The sequence below is a fragment of the Collinsella sp. AF05-9 genome (genome assembly GCF_003465595.1).
In the GTDB taxonomy this organism is placed as follows: Bacteria; Actinomycetota; Coriobacteriia; order Coriobacteriales; family Coriobacteriaceae; genus Collinsella.
This window is the reverse complement of record NZ_QSBB01000018.1, coordinates 23,496-43,773: the sequence shown is the minus strand read 5'-3', so window position 1 is coordinate 43,773 and position 20,278 is coordinate 23,496. Positions and strand designations below refer to the sequence as shown.

Annotated in this window: 13 protein-coding genes and 1 riboswitch; of the genes, 7 read left to right on the top strand and 6 right to left on the bottom strand. The window is 61.9% G+C overall.

From position 1 onward, the window contains the following. Window positions 1-58 precede the first annotated feature (58 nt). Window positions 59-640, top strand: a complete 582-nt coding sequence (locus DWV43_RS06605) for a helix-turn-helix domain-containing protein (protein WP_117817499.1) — start codon at window positions 59-61, stop codon at window positions 638-640. Window positions 641-783: 143 nt separating this feature from the next. Here DWV43_RS06605 and DWV43_RS06600 read toward each other — a convergent pair whose 3' ends face one another. Together DWV43_RS06600 and DWV43_RS06595 are read right to left on the bottom strand one after the other, a co-directional pair. Continuing rightward, the gene (locus DWV43_RS06600) at window positions 784-1,638 is read right to left on the bottom strand and encodes a MurR/RpiR family transcriptional regulator (RefSeq protein ID WP_089573523.1); all 855 of its coding nucleotides are present in this window, start codon (window positions 1,636-1,638) and stop codon (window positions 784-786) included. Window positions 1,639-1,910: 272 nt separating this feature from the next. Next, window positions 1,911-4,502, bottom strand: coding sequence for a glycosyl hydrolase (locus tag DWV43_RS06595; protein WP_117817497.1), 2,592 nt, complete (start codon window positions 4,500-4,502; stop codon window positions 1,911-1,913). Window positions 4,503-4,616: 114 nt separating this feature from the next. Here DWV43_RS06595 and DWV43_RS06590 point away from each other — a divergent pair, with 114 nt between their 5' ends. The 4 genes from DWV43_RS06590 (at window position 4,617) to DWV43_RS06575 (ending at window position 8,689) form a co-directional block, all read left to right on the top strand. Continuing rightward, a complete protein-coding gene (locus DWV43_RS06590; RefSeq protein ID WP_117817495.1) occupies window positions 4,617-5,609 on the top strand; it encodes a helix-turn-helix domain-containing protein in 993 nt (330 codons plus the stop codon). Between the two features lie 170 nt (window positions 5,610-5,779). Next, on the top strand, window positions 5,780-7,219 hold the full coding sequence (locus DWV43_RS06585) for a glycoside hydrolase family 1 protein (RefSeq protein ID WP_117817493.1): 1,440 nt from the start codon (window positions 5,780-5,782) through the stop codon (window positions 7,217-7,219). Window positions 7,220-7,359: 140 nt separating this feature from the next. Then, on the top strand, window positions 7,360-7,896 hold the full coding sequence (locus DWV43_RS06580) for a PTS glucose transporter subunit IIA (protein WP_117817491.1): 537 nt from the start codon (window positions 7,360-7,362) through the stop codon (window positions 7,894-7,896). 235 nt (window positions 7,897-8,131) lie between these two features. Further along, window positions 8,132-8,689 carry a hypothetical protein gene (locus DWV43_RS06575; protein ID WP_117634513.1) on the top strand — a complete coding sequence of 186 codons (558 nt, stop codon included), beginning with the start codon at window positions 8,132-8,134 and terminating at the stop codon, window positions 8,687-8,689. 492 nt (window positions 8,690-9,181) lie between these two features. Here the strand turns inward: DWV43_RS06575 and DWV43_RS06570 are convergent, their stop codons facing one another. Further along, window positions 9,182-9,847 (bottom strand): HAD family hydrolase, encoded by a 666-nt coding sequence (locus DWV43_RS06570; RefSeq protein ID WP_199569390.1) that lies wholly within the window; start codon window positions 9,845-9,847, stop codon window positions 9,182-9,184. A 412-nt stretch (window positions 9,848-10,259) separates the two neighbouring features. Between DWV43_RS06570 and DWV43_RS06565 the strand changes: the two genes are divergently transcribed. Both DWV43_RS06565 and DWV43_RS06560 read left to right on the top strand, forming a co-directional pair. Continuing rightward, the gene (locus tag DWV43_RS06565) at window positions 10,260-12,404 is read left to right on the top strand and encodes a C69 family dipeptidase (RefSeq protein WP_117817487.1); all 2,145 of its coding nucleotides are present in this window, start codon (window positions 10,260-10,262) and stop codon (window positions 12,402-12,404) included. A 357-nt stretch (window positions 12,405-12,761) separates the two neighbouring features. After that, window positions 12,762-12,889, top strand: a riboswitch (cobalamin riboswitch). Window positions 12,890-13,056: 167 nt separating this feature from the next. After that, complete coding sequence (locus DWV43_RS06560; protein ID WP_117817485.1) at window positions 13,057-17,610, top strand: FIVAR domain-containing protein; 4,554 nt, start codon at window positions 13,057-13,059, stop codon at window positions 17,608-17,610. A 181-nt stretch (window positions 17,611-17,791) separates the two neighbouring features. Here the strand turns inward: DWV43_RS06560 and hypE are convergent, their stop codons facing one another. From hypE to DWV43_RS06545, 3 genes are read right to left on the bottom strand one after another with little or no spacing between them, the layout of a single operon-like run. Beyond that, a complete protein-coding gene (hypE, locus tag DWV43_RS06555) occupies window positions 17,792-18,826 on the bottom strand; it encodes a hydrogenase expression/formation protein HypE (protein ID WP_117817483.1) in 1,035 nt (344 codons plus the stop codon). 48 nt (window positions 18,827-18,874) lie between these two features. Next, window positions 18,875-19,987 (bottom strand): hydrogenase formation protein HypD, encoded by a 1,113-nt coding sequence (gene hypD, locus DWV43_RS06550; RefSeq protein ID WP_117817481.1) that lies wholly within the window; start codon window positions 19,985-19,987, stop codon window positions 18,875-18,877. Continuing rightward, complete coding sequence (locus DWV43_RS06545) at window positions 19,987-20,247, bottom strand: HypC/HybG/HupF family hydrogenase formation chaperone (RefSeq protein ID WP_117736746.1); 261 nt, start codon at window positions 20,245-20,247, stop codon at window positions 19,987-19,989. The genes hypD and DWV43_RS06545 overlap by 1 nt, the downstream gene beginning before the upstream one ends. Window positions 20,248-20,278: the final 31 nt, after the last annotated feature.

The window sequence follows — 20,278 nt, the reverse complement described above, 5'->3', positions numbered from 1 at the left end:
TACCGCCTCGCGGTGACATCGTTTTTATGTCAACCTTGGTCTAACAGAGCCTACTTTTTTGGCAGCGCATGCCATCAAGCAGCTGCGCGAAGAGCGCGGCCTCACCCAGCGCGCCCTGGCGGAAAGCCTTGGCGTGACCGATAAAGCTGTCAGCAAGTGGGAATCCGGCCGCGGCCTTCCCGACATTTCCCTCGTCGAGCCTTTGGCCCAGAGACTCGGCATAAGCGTGGCTGAGCTTTTGGCTGGTGACATTCGGGCCAACGCCAACCGTGCAGGCAATATGCTCAAAGGCGTCTTTTACGTTTGCCCTATCTGCGGAAACGTTGTGCACACGCTCGGAGAAGGCAGCTTTAGCTGCTGTGGCTCCACGATGTTTCCCCAGGAGGCCGAAGAGCCGGGCGCGGACCACGCCTTTTCCATCGAGCGCATCGAGGACGATTGGTACGTCACGCTCGATCATCCCATGACCAAGGATCACTACATTAGCTTTGTGGCATATGCGACTATGGACGGCATCTGCTTTAAGAAGCTCTATCCAGAGCAATCGGTGCAGCCGCGCTTCCATATTACCGGGCGCGGCAGGATATATCTTTACTGCAACCAACACGGACTCTTTACGTCGCTGACGCCTCGCAAATAACGGCTGTCTATCCGCCCTCCTCATGCGTTCCCAGGGGACCCAAAATGAGCGTGGATAATCTCCCGGTTTTGGCCTGTGTGCGGGCTCAAAGTGGGAGATTATCCACGCTCGCTAGGTTGGTGTCCAAAAATCCACGCTCGTCGCTACTTGAGTCCGGGCAGGCGGGTGTAGGGGAACGAGCGCTCTAAGAACTCGGAGCAGCGGGCGTAATCTTTGGCAAAGTAGCTGCTATAGAGCGAATCGAGTACGTATTGCACGGCGATATGGCTGGCGAACTGCGTGATGCGGTGCGTCATGCTCTCGTGGTCGCTTACCGTGAGATAGGCGGCAAAGCCGGGGTGAATGCGGGCACAGTACGGCGTGCCGATGACGATGACCGGGACATGTCGACTGCTAAGGATCGGCAAGATCTCCTTGAGGTTGGGGGCAAGGCCGCTGTAGGAGATGATGATTGCCACATGGTCGGGACCCGAGGCGAGCGCCGTGCGCACCTGCGCCTCGACGCTGTCGTGGCACGTCGCGCTTTTGCCGGCGGAAAGCAGGCGATCGCGGAACATTCCCGCTGGATACAGGTTATGCGAGCCCGTGTAGATGTCCACGGTGCCGGCGCGCATGATGAGCTTGGCGGCGTGGTCGAGCTGTGCAGGGTCGAGCAGCTCCTGCGTTTCGGCCAAGGTGGTCTGGTAGAGCCCCTCCATGCGCTCCATCACCTGCGCAGGGGTGGAGGTGGCATCGAAGGGAAAGTTGATGTCCACGTCGCGCCGGTTGCCCGCCTCGGTCGCCTGGCGGATGAGCTCGACCTTGAGGTCTTTGAATCCCTCGAGGCCGAGCTTTTTGCAAAAGCGGTGCACGCTCGCGACCGAAACGTTGGCGCACGCGGCAAATTCCTTAATGGAAAGCCCGCGCACATCCTCGCCCATGGCGAGGGCCGTTCGCCCAAGTTGTTGCTCGGTGGGGGTGAGGCTTTTGCCCTGCGTGATCTTCCGCCTGATATCCATATGGCTCCTATGCGTTTGCGTCGCGATAAACCAATCATAGCGATAAATAAAACGTTCGGCTTGGCTGGGAGTTTTGGTCCGCCGGTCTATGAACGACGGACCGCTCGACGCTGCGCGGGCCCTTGGCACGGCACCTTGGGCTTCAATCGTCGGGCGCGTGCGGAAGCACACATCCCTCCTCTTTCGGCCCAATTTGCCGCACCAGGGGCCCGCTCGCTGTTGTGGGCTCAACATAGGGCGCTGTCCTTGTTGGGCCGTTTGCGCCCGGGGCGTTACCCGAGCACGCGTACGGGCCCCAAGAGACCGCTGGGCTCGGAGGGCTCGGTCATGCCGAACACGTCGGGGACGGCATGGTCGAGGGTGTTGATGATATCGATCGCAAGCGCGTGCTCGCCGGCCAAAAGCGCGCCGGCCTCAAAGCAGTAAGGCGGACAGATGCGCGTGCCGAGGGATTTGCCGTCGAGGGTGACGGTTGCGGTCTCAAAGACCTCGCCAAGGTCGATGACGGTGCGGGTGGCCGCTTCGCCCAGGACAAAGGAAGCCTGGTAGCGGAATGTGCCGGCCTTGCCGGGGAACTCGGCCGAGGAAAGGTCGTGCAGGTCTGCAAGCTCAACAGACTCGCCAAAGGCATCGGTGCCAGGGGCAGAGAAGGCAACCGCCCAGGGCCCGTCGACGCATGTGGCTTCGTCTTCGGCGGTTGCCACAGCAACGGAACCTGTAGCCCCAAGGACCACGATGCAGCTCTCGTAGGGAGCCAGCTCGAGCGTGCCGTCAAAGGCGGCGGGCTCGGTGCCGTTGAGCAGATCGAGGCGCGCGCCTGCAACGGGTGTGCCGTCGGCAAGCGCAATCTGAGTGGAGATACCCTGCTTGGGATGCTCGTTGACGAGCATCAGATAGGTCTCGCCCGCCCGCTCGTAGCGCAGTGCGCGCAGCCAGGGCTGGGGCTCGGCGCAAACCACGGTCTGCATGCCGGTGTTGGCAAGTGTGTCTGCGAGCTCGGTGGTCGCCAGGAGCTTGATGCCGGCGACCGCGGCTGCATCCAGGGAGGCAAAGCCCTCGCGACCTGCAGTGTCACCGTCGTAGCGCTTGTTCGGCAACTCATCCAGCGCGTACACGGCAACACCTGCGGCTGCGGCACGCGCGGCAAAGTCGAGCACGGCTCCGCCGACAAACTCGGCTCCGGGCATCACCAGGCAGCGGTATGCCTGGCCGTTCACGCCAAAGCCGCTACCGTCTGCGGCAATTTCAACGGCATAGCGCCCTGCGTCCTCAAATGCCTCTGCCGGCACGATGTCAAAGTCGACCTGCGCGCGCATAAGCTCGGAGGCGGCATGCTGCATAAAGTTCGCCTCGCCTGTCCACTCGGCGTCCGCATGGTAGAGAAGCGCCACCGGGGTCGTTGCGCGCCCGCCGCTCAGCAGGCTCGCCGTACGGTTCATGTAGCTCATGAGCTGCCCAAAGTGTGCAAACTGGGGGTTTTGGCCATGCGCATAGAAATGCGGCGGGCAGTCCCAGTCGGGGAAGGCGGCCATGCTAAAGGCATGCGGCACAAACCAATTGACGCCGCGCACCAAAAAATGATCGGCGATCCACTTCATCTCGCGTAGGCCTTCGTGCCATCCAAATGCGCCAAAGACCTCGGCCATGCAGCGCCCCTGCTTTTTGGGATCGAGGTGTGCTGCCGAGGAGCCCAGCTTGGGCAGCACGTAGTTATAGAACTCGAGGTCCCACACGCCGCGTCCGTAGCTGTGAAGGCCGCGGTCCATGCCGGGTACCAGCTGGTTGATCACGATGTCGACGCCCGCCATGTCCTGACCGCCCACGGCGCGGAAGTAGTGCCCGGCGCCCACGCCCAGGCGCGCGTGGCAGTCCTTGTCCTCGATAACGTGGCCGATGTACTGCACGCCGCGCGCGCGGCACCAGTCTCCGAGCTGGTCGCAGAAGCACTCCTTATAGAGGGTGCTCGCGATGTCCATATAGACGTGGCGTACGTGCGCGCCGGCCGGCTCGCGGTCCCACAGGTGCGGGAGCTCGGCCAGGTAGCGCTCGCCCAGTGCCGCGCGTAGGCGACGCTCAAGCTCGGCCGACCAGGGTAGGGGCGCGGTGGCCTTGCCGATGAGCGTGTCCGAGATGCCATCGGGGCCCGTGGTGCCCTTCTCGTTGGCAAATCCGGGCTCATCGGAGAAAAAGCCCAGGATCGTCTTGCCAAACTCATCGCCCAGATGCTCAAAATGCGGCTCGTAGACAGCATCGATGAGCTGCGCCACCGAGGCGCGGTCGACCATATTGATGTAGTCCTCGTTGTAGGAGGTCTTGCCGCTCGTGAACATCACGCATGCCTGCGTGAGGCCCGCAGGTGCATCGAGGACCAGGCGGCTGGGGTTGCCGTCTGCATCGTCGATTACTCGGTAAGCGACGTCGACGGGGCTGCCGTCCTGCATAAATGTCACGCCGTAGAAGCGCTCCGTTTTGTCGAGCATGTTGGCGAGCGCGATGCTCGCGGCGGACGTGGGGCCCACGATGTCGAACGTGCGGTGCGTGAGCACGATCTTGCGGAGCTCGGGCACGGCCTCCTTGACGGCGCCGTTGGCAAAGCCCGTGGGGAAGTGCGCGTCGTCCAAGATCCAGAGCTTAAGGCCCAGCTGCCTGCACTCGTCAATGACAAAGCGCAAGTCGCGCCACCAGCCCTCGCCGCAAAAATCGGGGTGTGGGCGGCTTTCGAGACAGACCTCGTGGATGTCGGCGCCGGCGATCTTTTCCAGATACTCGGCAATGGTCTTATGGCTCTCGCCCTTCATCCACAAAAACGGAAGCACGTGGTTGTCGTATGTGCCCTCGAGCACCTGCTGATAGTACGCGGTCATGGATCCTCCTTGGCTCGATCGATCTGCTGCATAGCACAGATTATGGACGCGTCGGCGCGTTCTGCTAATATCTGAATCACGACGAACTATGACCAAATCAACGATTGGCAAGCCATGGAGATCGACGAGCTCGAGCGTAGGCTCAACGAACTGAGCGCCAGTGAGATCGCTTATAAAGACGGCATGGCATTTGATTGGTCGATTATGACCGAGCATGTCGAAATCGACGGATGCCCAGTGCGCAAGATTGGCCAGCCAGGGTTTGCCTATGCCCAGCCCGGCATGCCGCGTGGCCTGACGATAAGGAAAAACTCGCGCTTTAATGCAGTTCCCGAGCACGTGCATGATTACGTGGAGCTGAGCTATGTGTATCGCGGACGCTGCCCGCAGACGGTGGCGGGGGAGAGGCTCGAGCTGGGCCGCAACGAGGTGCTTTTGCTCGACGCCCTCTGCCCGCATGCCGTGGCGGCGCTTGGTGAGGACGACATCATGCTGAGCATGACCGTTTCACGCTCTTTTTTGCGCCGGAGTCTCGAGTCGAGCCTCTCGCGCGAGAGCGCGGTCTCGCGGTTTTTGTTCAACGCGCTCAACAGCGAGACGGACCATCGGGGCCATGTCCGTTTTCATTGCGGCGAGAGCCGTCGGATTCGGCGCTACATGCAGGAGATGCTCTGCGAGCTGTACGACCCGAGCCCCAACGGTCCCGAGATCGTCTTGCGTCTGTTTCAGCTGTTTTTGGCCGAGCTCATGGATTGCTACGAGCGCGAGCTGGTGCGCGGCGCGGCGGACGGCGCAGCGGGGCCCACTGCCCTGGTGACGGGAATGCTTGGCTATATCGATCGCGAATTCGCTGCATGCTCCCTCGAGGGGATGGCGGCGGAGTTTGGCTTGAGCCCTAATTATGCGACGGCGCTCCTCAAGCGGCATGTGGGCAAGACCTTTAGGCAGCTTGTGCAGGAGCGACGCCTGGTACGTGCGGCCGAGCTTCTGCGCGGCGGCGCCACGGCCGGGGCGGCTGCGCATGCGGTGGGCTATGAAAACATGAGCTTCTTCTACCGTAAGTTTCACGACAAGTATGGCTGCACCCCCGCGGCATACCGCCGGTAAGCGCGGGGCGGATTGTCTTCGCTCCTTCGGTGTCAAAAAGTTTCAGCTGCAGCGCTGTTGCAGCGCGCGTCTGCGAAAAGAAGTGTCCAAATCGGCGCCTTCGCCCTGGCCTGGAGCGACTCGGCGGCATACTCGTTTCATCAGCAACACGCATGAGCGAGGAGGCACTTATGGGATTCCCCGAGGGTTTCTATTGGGGCGGCGCCACGGCCGCCAATCAGTTTGAGGGCGCTTGGAACGTTGACGGCCGCGGTCCGTCGGTCGACGACCACTTCTTGGGTGGCAGCTACAAGGAGCCGCGCCAGATTACGATCGACATCGACCCTAACCGCTTCTACCCCAACCATGACGGTATCGACTTTTACCATCACTACGAGGAGGACATCGCGCTGTTCGCCGAGATGGGCTTTACCATGTTCCGCATGTCCATCTCTTGGAGCCGCATCTTCCCCAACGGTGACGACGCCGAGCCCAACGAGGCCGGCCTCGCCTTCTACGACCGCGTCTTCGACTGCCTGCGCGCTCACAATATCGAGCCGCTCGTGACCCTGTCGCACTACGAGATGCCCTATCACCTGGTCGAGAAATACAACGGCTGGGCGAGCCGCGAGCTCATCGGCTTCTTTGAGAAGTACTGCCAGACCGTCTTCGACCGCTATCAGGACAAGGTCAAGTTCTGGCTCACCTTCAACGAGATCAACTGCGGCACTCAGGACATGGGCAACCTCTTTGAGACCAGCATGATTCAGGGCTTTGAGGGCCCGGCTTCGGCGGTCCATGCTACGCCGCAGGCTCGTATGCAGGCGCTGCATCACCAGTTTGTCGCCAGCGGCCGCGTCGTGCGCTACGCCCACGAGCACTACCCGCAGTTCAAGATGGGCAACATGGACTGCTTCATCCTTTCCTATGCTGCCACATGCGATCCGGCCGACGTGTTCGCCACGCAGCAGGAGATGAATACCATGAACTGGTACTGCTCCGACGTGCAGGTGCGCGGCAAGTACCCGTTCTATGCCAAGCGCTTCTGGGCCGAGAACGATGTTGAGCTCGTGATGGAGGACGGCGACCTGCAGGATATCGCCGATGGCAAGGTCGATTTCTACACCTTCAGCTACTACATGTCCGGTACCGTGGGCACCCACAAGGACCACGAGATGACCGAGGGCAACATGACCTTTGGCGGCAAGAACCCCTATCTGGAGTCCACCGATTGGGGCTGGCAGATCGATCCTCTGGGCCTGCGCATCGCCCTCAACGAGATTTACGCCCGCTACGAGATTCCGCTGATGGTGGTCGAGAACGGCATGGGCGCCTACGACGAGGTCGAGGAGGACGGCTCCATCCACGACCCGTATCGTATCGCCTACTTGCAGAGCCACGTCAAGGCCATGGGCGAGGCCATTGCCGACGGCGTCGACCTGATCGCCTACACCTGGTGGGGTCCCATCGACCTGGTGTCCGCCGGCACCGGCGAGATGCGCAAGCGCTACGGCTTTATCCACGTCGATAAGTACGATGACGGCACCGGCACCTACGAGCGCCGCCGCAAGGACAGCTTCTTCGCCTACCAGAAGATCATCAAGTCCAACGGTGCCGAGGGCCTGGCTTAATCGACAAGATGAGTGCCACCGGGGAAAAGCCTTGGGACGGGCTCGCGATTCGAGTCCCCACCTTAGCATTTGAACCATTTGGCACTATAATTACCATAGGCATGCGCATAACGTTGCGCTTAATCAAGAGGAGAAAACGTATGGGTCTGTTTGACATGTTCAAGAAGAAGGCTGAGCCTGCCGCTGCTGCTGCTCCCGCCTCCATCTCTGCTTCTGCCGGCGCCGACGTGCTGTGCTCGCCCGTCAAGGGCAAGGTCATCAAGATGGCCGACGTGCCCGATCCCGTCTTTGGTGGCGAGGTTCTGGGCAAGGGCTGCGCCGTGTGGCCCGAGGACGATCTGGTCTACGCTCCCTGCGACGGCAAGGTGACCGTCACCATGGGTCACGCCGTGGGCCTGCAGTCCGATAGCGGCATCGAGGTTCTGGTGCACGTTGGCGTCGATACCGTCAACATGAACGGCGACGGCTTCGAGGGCTTCGTCAAGGCCGACGACGTCGTTAAGGCTGGCCAGCCCATGCTCAAGATCGACCGCGCCAAGATCGCCGCTGCCGGCTACAAGGACTGCGTCGTCGTGGCTGTGTCCAACACCGTCGAGTTCGCCGACGTCGAGCTCGCCTTCGAGGCTGACTCCGCTGTCGCCGCCGGCGATGCCATCGTCAAGGTCGTTCGCAAGTAAGCTGCGGCATCCAAAGGGTGTGCAAGGGTGGTCGGGTTATCCGGCCGCCCTTTTTTATTACAATGCGGCGGAACGTTTTATTGCGCGTTGGGCGGACCGGTAAACCGTTCGGACGTTAAATCGAGCCGACTGCGCTTTTGCTTTGCCGGGGGTGTTCGTTAGCGGCTAGTATGGCCTTATTGTTACGACGTGCACCGTGTTGGGAAACGCGGTGCCGCTTGTTGGGAGGAATGTCATGAAGAAGAAGCTGCTGCTTGCGCCCCTGATGGCTGTTCTGGTCGCGTGCGTGGTTGTGCTTTCCGGCTGCGGAGGTCCTTCGGTTGAGGAGCTCATCACCGAGGATCTTACGACGCAGTTTGACGAGGTCAAGAACGGTGGCGACGACTTCCTCGCCGGCCTGGAAGAGGCCTCGGGCGACGAGTTCGAGCAGCTGGGCATCGATCCCAAGGAGTACGCCAAGAGCTATCTCGAGGGCTTTGACTACAAGATCGGCGACGTGACGGTCGACGAGGACAAGGGCACCGCAACTGCCGAGGTCACCATTACCTGCAAGTCCATGAACCAGATCGTTGAGGATTTTGCCACCCAGTATCAGGAGAAGGTCGCCGCGCTCGATTCGATGCCTTCCGATGACGAGCTGTACAAGATGGCCGGTCAGGTTATGGTCGATGTGACCAAGGCTGCTAAGACCAAGGACACCAAGGTCACCTTCAAGTATTCCTGCAATGACGACGGCGAGTGGTCTGCCGACGATTCCGCAACCAACGAGATGATGAATGCCATGATGAGCTAGGGGAGTTACGCGGTAGTTCGTTACGGCGTTTTACCAAACGCCGTAACTGCCCGACGCTGCGCGGGCACCAGAGCGACAACTTGTCATTCAAAGAGGACGACATGACCAGAAGGTCTATGCCGTCCTCTTTTCATGCCAATTTGTTCGCTCTGGTGCCCGCTCGCTGCCCGTCCTCTACCTGCGGCGTTGCCATGGTAGTCATTGAGGCGACACTTGGGGACGTTCCTTTTCTGCCGGCAGTTGGGGACACTCCTTGTATCAACGCCGTATCAAATGCTCGGGAAAATGCGACCCGGTTTTTGGCCGAATTCCGGGTCGCGGTTTCCGGATGGGGCGGGTTGCGGAAACCGCGACCCGGAATATTGCTCTGAAACGGGATGCGGTTTCCCCGACGCGCCTCAAACGGAAAGTGCATCCCATTTCGGAGCTCCAAAACGGGATGCACTTTCCGCGTGGAAGAATTGTCGCAGCTGCGTTAAGCGGTGTCGCTCGCTACTCGCCCAAGATTAGCTCGGCGAGTTCGTCCTGCGTATCTACCACGTAGTCGGCGCCGGCGGCTTCCAGCTCTGCGCGGCCGCGGAAGCCCCAGCTGACGCCCGCGCTCTTAAGGCCGGCGTTGTGGCCGGTCAGAACATCGACATTCGAATCGCCCACATAGAGCGTGGTTGCCGGATTGGCGCCCAGCTCCTTCATCACGTGCAGCGTGACGGGCGCTTCGGGCTTAGGCGGAAACGCATCGACACGGCCTTGCACCAGTGCAAAGCGCTCGGAACCAAAGTATTTCTCGATAAGCGGGGCTGCCGAAATATGATCCTTGTTGGTGAGCACAGCAAGCTGCACGCCCGCGGCGCGCAGACGGTCGAGCATCTCAATCGTGCCGGCGTAGGGTGAGGTGTGGTCCTCCTTGTGCTCGCCGTAATAGGCCCTAAACTCGGCAAGCGTCTGCCCAAACATACGGCCGTCGCCCGCGTACTCGGCGGGCATAAAGCGCTCGACCAGCTTGAGCATGCCGTTTCCCACCTTATAGCGGTAGGCGTCAACGGCAAACGTGGGCCAGCCGTGCATCTCGCAGGTATGGTTGCCGGCGGCCGCCAGGTCCTCGAGCGTGTTGAGGATGGTGCCGTCAAGGTCAAAGATCACGGTGGAAAAAGCTGCCATAGGTACGCTCCCATCAAGATGACTCATCAAAACGGCACCCATGATAGCGCGTGCCGTTCCAGTCGGGCATGAGCGGGCCAAATGTCCCTCGTGGGACTGAGGGGGCCAAAAGACCCCGTTAAAACGCTTAAATGGCCTCTAACAGGTACATTTGGCCCCCTCAATCCCACGGGGGACACTCGGCCCGCTCAATCTTGCGCACGGGGCTTATCGGCCTGTTCAACCCTGCGGGGAATGCCGCCTGCCAGATGCAAACGACCGGTCACGGGTTGTTACGAGTGCCGTGTCCATACTTCCTTAACACATAAGATAAGCTGATAACTGCATATTCAATCCGATTTACCCAGCTAAAGTGTTCTCATTACGCATATTGTTGGTGGGTAGTTCGGGCTCCGTGTGGAGGGGAGAACGTATGAGGTTACCGGCTTTTGCTAAGAAGGCGTTTAGGGGGGGCATAGTCGCGGCGCTTGTGCTTGCCATGCCCGCGCCCGCGCTCGCCTGCACGCAGGTTTACATCGGTAAGAACCAGACAACGACGGGCGATACCTATGTCGGCCGCGCCGAGGACTATTCACCTCGCTACTGCAAGACCTTTGGCGTGCAGCAGCCGATCGACAACCCTGTCTTCCGTTCTTTCGAGAACGATTCTGTGCCGGGGACCGGCTTTGAGTACACCTATCAGGGTCGCTCGTATCGTTACACCTATGTTCGTGACAATCCCGATGCGTGGGATGCCCAGGACGACGAGGCAGCGTCCCGCGTGTATTCCGAGGCCGGCACCAACGAGCGCGGTGTCTCCGTTTCCGCGACGCTCACAACGGATTACAACGACGGAATCAAGGCTATCGACCCTCTTGTCGACACGGGCATCGGCGAGTATAACCTGGCCGACTACCTGTTGAGCGTTTCGTCCTCGGCGCGCGACGGCGTGGAGAAGCTCGGCGCCATCATCGATCAGTATGGCTCTCAGGACTGCAACCAGATCGTCATTGCCGACAATACCGAGACCTGGATTTTCGCTCAGCTTTCGGGCCATCAGTGGATTGCCGTCAAGATGGGCGACGACGTGGCGTCCGTTAATCCCAACATCGGCGGCCTGCAGTATAAGGTCAATCTTGACGATGCGAGTCAGTGCCTGCACTCGGCCGATGTCGTGACGCTGCCCGAGTCCAACGGCGTTCTCGTAACCTATGACGACGGCACGCCGAACATCTTCAAGACGTATGGCAAGGAGAATTCGGGTTCGTCGCAGAATACGCGCCTGGCCCAGGGATGTGCTTACTTCGGTGCTGCCCTTGCGCCTCAGACGGACTATACCGTTGATGAACAGGGTCGCGTCACCTCGCTCATCGACCCGCAGCTGACGTTTACGCCGGGCATCAAATCCGATACGTTCACGGCGTTGCGTTCCCTCGCTGCCCGCGGTGAGCAGGATGACAGCCTCAACGCCAATCTCAACAGTGCCCTGTATGCCATCGGCAACAACAGGACGACCGAGAGCAATATCTTCCAGATTCGGTCCGGCCTTTCCAGTGATATCGCCACGATTCAGTGGGAAGCGCTTTCGCGTTGCGAGTTCAGCGTGTACCTGCCCAGCTACTCTGCGCTGTTGACGGAAGTTCCGGCTGACTACTTCCCGGCGTGGAACACGGTGGACGGCACTTATACAGGACCCAAGGACGACGTCGCGCAGGCTTTGGTCGAAAAGGACGGCAAGAACCTCGACTACGTCTTCATGGACATCAACACGCTCGCCTACAACAACCGTGCCTCGATGGGTGAGAACGTGCGCGCCTACCTCGATGTCCTTCAGAAGCAGGTTATCGCCCAGCAGGACGTTGTTGACGGGTTGATGCAGGCAACCCCTGCCGATCAGCGCACGGACCTTGCCAACAAGGCGTTTGCCGCAGTGAGCGAACAGGTCTACAACAAGGCGGCCAAGCTTCTCGATGAGATGCGCGCCTATGTGAATGCGGGAGATACCTCGAGTGCGTTTATGCCGAGCGACTATGACGCCGAGAATGGAACCTCCCGGACCCCGATTATGTACGCGTCCGCTTTTGTTGCTCCCAGCATCACGGCTCAGCCGCAGTCGGTAACGTGTGCTCAGGGCGCTGAGGCCAAGCTGAGCGTTGCCGCGACGGTTGATGACAGCGTGGATGGCTCGGATGCCCAGCTTACCTACCAGTGGTTCGTCAAGGGCGAGGACGGTAACTTCTCTGCCATCGACGGGGCGACGGCGGCTGAGTACGTCGCCGCGACGACCGAGGTCGGTTCAAAGGTGTATCGCGTTGAGGTGACGAGTGCTGCCGGGCTGGTTTCCACGTCCGATGAAGCGACGGTGACCGTGACGCAGGCTGCGCAGGAGGAGCCTGGGCAGAAGCCCGGTCAGAAGACGGATGTGAAGACGGACGTCAAGACCGATACCGCCAAGAAGGCGACCAAGGGAGGGCTTGCCAAGACCGGTGATTCGTCTGTGGTGATCGTGGCGCTTCTGACGGTGGCTGGAGTTCTGGCCGTTATGGGGGCCGTGCTTATCCGCAAGCGTGCGAATTAACCGGAGCGGGTCATAGACGACAGCCCTAACTAAAAACGGTCCCGTACGAGTAATCGTGCGGGACCGTTTGCTTGAGCTAAAGCAAAATGAGCGGGCCAAAAGCCCCCGTGGGACTGAGGGGGCCAAAAGTCCCTGTTAAAACGCTTAAATGGCTTCTAACAGGTACATTTGGCCCCCTCAGCCCCACGGGGGACATTCGGGCCGCTCAATCTTGTGGGCAGGGACGGCTCGGTGGACGGCTGGCGATATGGGCTGCCTATAGGTGGCCATCCGGGAGCCATATGGCTCGGGTATGGCGGTTTTTGTGTAGTGCATTGACCGATTTACCTGCGGTAACGTACACTTCCTCCGTTAAAAAATAGAAGCCGGAGCACGGGTGCGCGCGAGTGCATAAAGGGGAATCGGGTGAGAATCCCGAGCAAGGCGGTTACTGTGTGCGGGCGCGCCCGCGAGTCAGATTACCTGCCCGTGCTCTTCTCGAAACCGAGGGCCTCTCTGTTTGCCGCTGGATTCCGGTCTACAAGGGGTGCTGCTGAGCGTGCGTTTTGCTGCCGATAGGGTGGCTGACGTGCGCCTTTGTGCTGCCGGGGCATCGCCTGCCCCGCCTTCTTCGCCACGGCTCTATTGCAAGTTCGCGAAAGAAGGAGAACGGGTGACGCGAAACAACATTATGCTCAAGCGCCTGGGAGCCGCTGCTTTCTCGGTGCTACTCGTCTGGTCGATGCCGGGTACGTCAGCATTTGCCGAGGGCATGGCAGAAATCGCTGTGCAGGCGCAGGCCCAGGCCTCGCAGCAGGCGGATGCTGCCGAGAATGCCGACGAGACGAGTTTCACTGCGGACGAGCAGACGGGTGCTGAAGGCGCCGAGGCGTCGGCGGACGAGGCAAGATCCGACGTTGCTCCGTCTGCCGATGAGGGGCTTGCCGCCATGCTGAGTGCGGACGGGCAGAACGCCGCCGCGGTGAACGTCGACGATGACGACGCCGATGTTCAGCAGGCACGTGACGTGCGTGTCGCCAAGGCCGGCGAGACTGTGATGGTCTCTTCTGCCGATGAGCTGCCCACCACCATCGAGGCCGGGGCTGTCGTGAAGCTCGCGGCGAATATCAGTCTTGGCGCCGACCAGCAGATCGAGACCGTGGCCGGCACGCTCGATGGCCAGGGCCACAGCATCGTGCTTAACGGCAAGGCACTTGCGAAGAGCGTGACTGGCACGGTGCAGAATCTGGGCGTGACGGGCCGGGCAACCATGGGCGATTATGAGGGCGCCCTTGCGATCAATTGCTCGGGAACCGTGCAGATGTGCTGGTCGACGGCCACTTTGAGCGATGGCGGCTCTTGGGCCGATTACGGTGGCCTGGTGGGAACGCTCAACGGTGGGTCTGTAATCAACTCCTATGTTTCCGGATCGATGTCGGGCTTTTGCGCCCACGGCCTTGTTGGATATTACAGGTCTGGCACCGTGGCCAACAATCTGTTCACTGTGGGCGATCAGGCGTGCGGCTACAAGGTCGATTCTTCCTTCGGCAGCAAAATCTCTGTCGACGACCTCAAGACCCAGGCCTCGGTCGATAAGCTCAACACCGATGCTCCTGCCACCGGCTTTAGCTGGTCTGCACAGGGCGGTTTGCCCGTGCTGGTCTCGGGCAGCGCCGTGGTCGTCGTGAACAAGGGTGCCCTCAAGGCCGCCATCGACGATGCCAGCGCCAAGGTCGAGGGCGACTACACGGCCAAGAGCTGGTCCAAGCTCGCCGAGGCCCTTGCGAACGCCCAGGACGTCTACGCCAACGATGACGCCGCACAGGCCGAGGTCAACGCTGCAACCAAGGCACTCACCGATGCCACCGCCGCGCTCGAGAAACCCAAGCCCACTGAGCCCGTGGCTCAGCCGCAGAGCGTAGTGCACCTGAGCTCGCAGAGCGACCTCGACGCCTTCATGGGCAAGTTCAAGCCTGCCGACGTCGACGCCTACTACGTCCTCGACAACGACATCACCATCGACGACGAGTACTTCTTTGCCCCCACGGGCATGCTCGCGGGTACGCTTGATGGTCAGGGCCACGCCATCACCTTCACCAACGGCGGTGGCGTGAAGTCGCTCATGGACGGCGTTGCCTCCACGGGCGTGGTGCAGAACATCTCGTTCGCCGGCGAGCTGAAGCGGGCGACGGACGGCAAGGCGTTCGGCCCCCTGGGCAACAAGGTTCAGGGCGCCGTGCTCAACTGCTCCACGAGCGTGACCGGCAAGGGCGTAGCGGGCTTTGCGCGCACGCTCGACGGCGGCATCGTGTCCAACTGCGTTTCGACCTCCAAGGGCACGGCGGGCGCGCTGTTCGCGACCTATAGCGCGGGCCAGCTCGTCAACACCTACTGGGGCGCATTCCTCACCAACAAGATGGGCGCTCCCGCCTCGGCGCTCGTCAACTCCTATGCTGTCGACCCCGCTGACATGGCCACCGATGCCTTCGCCGATCTTATCAACGCCAACTGCGGCGCCAACGGCAGCAGCTGGGGTATCGATAAAAATGGCACGCCGGTCTTTGGCTCGGGCAACAGCTACCAGGCGCCCGAGGACACCACGCCCGACGACGCCTACACCGTGAGCTTCACGGCCAACGACGGCGCCAGCCAGACGGTTGCCGGCCATATGCTCGAGGTTTCGCCTGATGCTGTGGACGCCTACCGCAAACTTGGCGTCTTTGCACTTAAGGGCGACCCGGCCACGAGCACCATCACCTGGGGCACCGATGACGCCAACCGCGGCAACATCGGCATCAACGAGTCCACGGGAGAGCTCTACATCTACGACAACGCTACCGGCACGGTGACCGCCACCGAGCACAAGGCCGATGGCTCCGAGCAGACCGTGGCTACCATCAAGATCAAGGCCAAGGCCAAACAGTTCGACGACTTTGAGCTGTGGTATCGTGCCTCCGACGGCACCGTGAGCAACGTGACCGATGGTGCGGCTACCGTCCAGGGCTCCGAGGTGCGCAACCTCGAGATTCGCGTGCATTACGTCGACGCCGATAAGGGCGAGTACGTGCCCGTCTCGTTCAGCCGCTTCCACTTTGCCTCGAGCGATCCTACGACCATCTACAGCAACGACTACTCGGCCTGCTTTTACTTCAAGCATGCCGGCAGTGCCACGATCACCGTTACCCCGCGCGACGCCGCATCTGCGGGCGCCGGCTCCAAGAGCGTGACGCTGACGTCAGAAGCCGTGGCCGCCACGTCCATCTCGATGGGCTATAACGAGGACGGCGCCACCGTCTACCTGCAGGGCCGCAGCCCACTCTCCGAGCGCGGCGCGTTTTTGACCGATCACGCACGCCCCGTGGTGACGCCCGACAACGCCACCAACCGCGACAACTTTACCGTGACGAGCAGTGATCCTGCCGTGGCGGCCTACACTACCGCGGGCGAGATCGGCTACACGGCGTACAAGGCCGGCACCACCACGTTTACCGCGACGCTGCCCGACACGGACGCCGATGGCAAGGCCATCAGCGCGTCGTGCGACGTGACTTATGCCTACCAAAATCCGCTTGCGAGCGTGACGGCCGGTACGGACAGCCTCTACCTCAAGGCCGGCTCGGCGCAAAAGCTCGACCTGACCTTTACCGGTAAGAACGACGCGGATGGCTGGAGCGTGACCGAACCCGGCCTCACCTGGACGTTCAAGACGCTCGACGGCAAGGACGCCTCGGGGATCGTGAGCATCGACCGCAACGAGAAGGGCGCTTGGAAGCACGTCGACGGCGCTCCCGACGACGGCCTGTACGTGGCCTCGAGCGACTACACGGTGACGGCGCTTTCGGCCGGCACGGTGGTCGCGACGGGTACGCCGGTGGACACGACTGCCCCCGCCGAGCCCGTGACGCTTACCATCACCGTGGCCGGTGTGGCCGCGAGCCCCGCCACGAGTGAGTCCGCCTCGGCGGGCATCGACGCTGCCGCTGCGTTCATTGACGCGCGCCGCAGCTCCGACGCCTTCCAGTACGGCGACGAGTGGGAGATTTACGACTTTGCCAAGGCGGGCCGCACGATCGATTCCGGGCTGCTCGACAATTACCATGCCTCGCTGGCCGAGCACAAGGCCGAGTGGGGGAGCGCGACCTGCGCTCTGACCGAGACCGAGCGTGTGGCGCTGGCTCTCTCCGCCATCGGCGAGGACATCACCGACTATGACGGCGTCAACCTGGTCGAGCTCATTTGCAGTCGCACCGATATGATGCGCGCCAACGAGAAAATCTTCGCGCTGATGGCGCTCAATGCGAGCGGCTCGGATGCACCCGCCGGTTCCGCCTGGACGCGCGCGAGCCTCGTGGACGCCGTCTGTGAGCTCCTCGGTAGCGGCGACGCTGTGGAAGGTACGCGGCTGGGCGACGTGGACCTGACGGCCATGGCGATCCAGGCCGTGGCGCCCTATGCGGGCGACACCAAGGTCGATGCTGCCATCGAGAACGGCCTCTCCTACCTCAAGGTCAAGATGAGCGCGGGTACCTGTGACTTCGGCTCTGCCGAGGCCAATGCCCAGGTGATCCTCGCGCTGCTTTCGCTCGACCGAGACCCGGCCAACCCCGTCAACGGGTTTTCAAATGCTGTGACCAACGTGGTCTGCGCGCTAGACCTGTACCGTGTGGACGGCGGCAACGGCTATGCGCATAGCAAGGGCGGCGCGGCCAACGCCATGGCGACCGAGCAGGCGCTCCGCGCGCTCACGACGTATCGTGTCTCCTCGGGAGAGACGATTGCCTGGAAGACGGCCGTGACGGCGGGCAAGGGCTCGAGCAGCAAGGACCCGCAGAAGCCCACGGTGGCGCCGGGCGTCCTGACGCCGGGTGCCGGGTCGGACGGCGGTGCCGGCAACGGGACCGGCGGTTTTGCGGGCGTAATGGCTCCTGTGGCCGCCAAGATGGCCGGTGCTTCCTCGCGCGAGGGCGCCAAGGCAGCTGGCGATTCCAAGGCCGAGGCCGAATCCGGCAAGAAGGATTCGACGGAGTCTTCCATCGCCGGTAAGACAGACAAGAGCGACAAAAAGTCGGACACGTCCGGCAAGACCGCCGCGTTGAGCGCCGGCGCCGCCAACAAGGCTGCGGACGCGGGTTCAAACGGCTTTGCTATCGCTGGCGTTGCCGTGGGCATCGTCGGTATCGGGGCCGTTGGCGGCTGGTTTGTCTACACCAAACGCCGCGCGGCATAGCGAGCCTCTGCCTACCAGGTAAATACTGCAAGGAGTATGGTCTTGCAAAGCGAAGGGCCCTCCTGCCGATCAGCTCGGCAGGAGGGCCCTTCCATCTCCCCGCAGTTTGAGTGGGCCAACGTCCCAGTGAAAATGGGCGGGCCGATTTTGGCCGGATGCTGGGCAGCTTGCAGAGCAGCCGCTAGCAAATTCTCGGCAGCTGCTCTCCTACGAGCATGTCGAGGATGCGGGTCGAGCCCCAGCCGGTGCGTACGCGCACGGCGGGACGGGCGTCCTCGGCAAGCGGCAGCACGCGACCGATGATGGCGGCGCTCTCGCCGTAGCGGGCGGCGCGCATGGCTGCCAGCGCGGCATCGGCCTGCTCGGCCGGCACCACGGCAACCATCTTGCCCTCGTTTGCCACCTGCAGCACATCGTAGCCGAGCATCTCGCAGGCGGCCTGCACGTCGGGGCGCACGGGCACAGCATCCTCGTCGATCTCCATGGCAACGCCGCTGGCCTGGGCAAACTCGTTGAGCGTGGATGCCAGGCCGCCGCGCGTGGGGTCGCGGAAGCAGCGGGTGTCGGGGGCGGCGGCGAGCACGTCGGCAATCAGATGATTGAGCGGTGCGGCGTCGCTTTCGATGTTACTCGAAAACGCCAAGCCCTCGCGCTGGCTCATGATGGCGATGCCGTGGTCGCCTAGCGTACCCGACACCAGGATGACATCGCCGGGCCGGCAGTTGGCACCGCTGAGCGTCACGCCTGCGGGCACCTCGCCCACGCCGGCGGTATTGATGTAGACGCCGTCGGCACCTCCACGCTCGACCACCTTGGTGTCGCCGGTGATTATGGACACGCCCGCCTCATGTGCCGTTTCGGCCATGGTCTGAACGATCTGGCGGAGCTTGTCCATGGGATAGCCCTCTTCGAGGATAAAGCCGCATGAGAGGTAGCGCACGTTAGCGCCCGAGGTCGCGACGTCGTTGACGGTTCCGCATACGGCGAGGCGGCCGATATTGCCGCCGGGGAAGAACTGCGGCGTTACCACAAAGCTGTCGGTCGACATGGCGATTCGCCCGCTTGCGGGCAGCGCGGCGACGCCGGCATCGTTGCCCGCAAGCAGCTCGGGCGACCCAAAGGCATCCAGAAAGACCTCATCGATAATGCGCTTCATCATCTGGCCGCCGGAGCCGTGGCCCAGCAGGACAGTGCTATCGGTGGCGGTACGGGACATATCGAAAACTCCAATCGTGGGTGGTGCCGGTACGCGGGGGCGTCCGGGCTAGTCGCGGTATCTAAAGTACGCCGCGCAGCTGCCTTCGGAGCTCACCATGCAGGGGCCGACGGGGTGTTCGGGCGTACATGCGTGGCCGAACAGCGGGCAGTCGCTCGGCGTGATGGCTCCGCGCAGCACGTCGCCGCAGCGGCACCCGCGTGGCTCGACCGTCGCCTCAACGGGCACATCAAAGCGGGCGCCGGCATCAAAGCGCGCGAATTCGGGTCGGATGGAAAGACCCGAAGCCGCAATCGGTCCCAGTCCGCGCCACGTGGTGTCGCACGGCTCAAACACCTGCTCGACCAGCTGGCGCGCTACGGGATTGCCGTCTGCATTGACGCCACGGCGGTAGGCGTTGTCGATTGCGGGCCTGTGCTCGACAACCATCTGGACCAGCATGCAGATGCCCTGCAAGATATCGACCGGCTCAAACCCGGTGACTACGCCGGGGATCTCGAACTCATCGACCAAAAACCTAAAGGGTGCCAGGCCCGTGATGGTAGCGACGTGACCAGGCAGGATAAAGCCGTCGATGGTCGTTTCGGGGTCGTTGGAGATCGCACGCAGAGCCGGCGGCGTGGTCTTGTGAGCACAGTAGACCGAGAAGTTCTGGAGCTCGCGCGCGTCGGCCTCTAGGATGGCGGCGGCAATGGTGGGCGTTGTGGTCTCAAAGCCGACGCCAATAAAGATAACCGGGCGTTCGGGATTTTGCTCAGCAATGTCGAGTGCGTCGAGCGGAGAGTAGACGATACGGATGTCGCGCCCCGCCGCCTTTTGCGCGGCAAGCGAGGTGGACGATCCTGGCACGCGCATCATGTCGCCAAAGGTGGTGATGATGGCGCCGTCTATGTTGGAAAGCGCGATTGCGTGATCGATGTCGCGGTTGGCGGTGACGCAAACGGGGCACCCCGGGCCGCTTAGCAGTTTGAGTCCCGTCGGCATAATGGAACGAAAGCCATAGCGGCCAATGCTCACGGTATGCGTACCGCAGACTTCCATAAGGTTGATGCTGCGGTTGCCGACAAGCTCATGAATACGATCGATGAGCTCGCGAGCCAGCTTGGGGTCGCGAAATGCCGAAAAGTCGATACCGGAGCGAACCGGCTGCGCCGCCGCCACTAGTATGCCTCGGCCGGGTTGGTGGCGAGCTGGTCCTCTTCGGCCAGCTCGGCCATGGTATTGACGAGTTCGAGTGTCTCTTGGGCTTCCTGCTCGTCGACGATCTGAATGCCAAAGCCGGCGTGCACGAGAATATAGTCGCCTACCTGTGCCGTCGGCACGAGGCGCAGCGAAACGGGGCGCTCGATGCCCATCATGTCGACGGTCGCCTTAAGGTCGTCGTCGCGTTTGACCACTTTACCGGGAACGGCAAGGCACATAATGTTCCCCTTTTATACGTTTTGCGCTGGA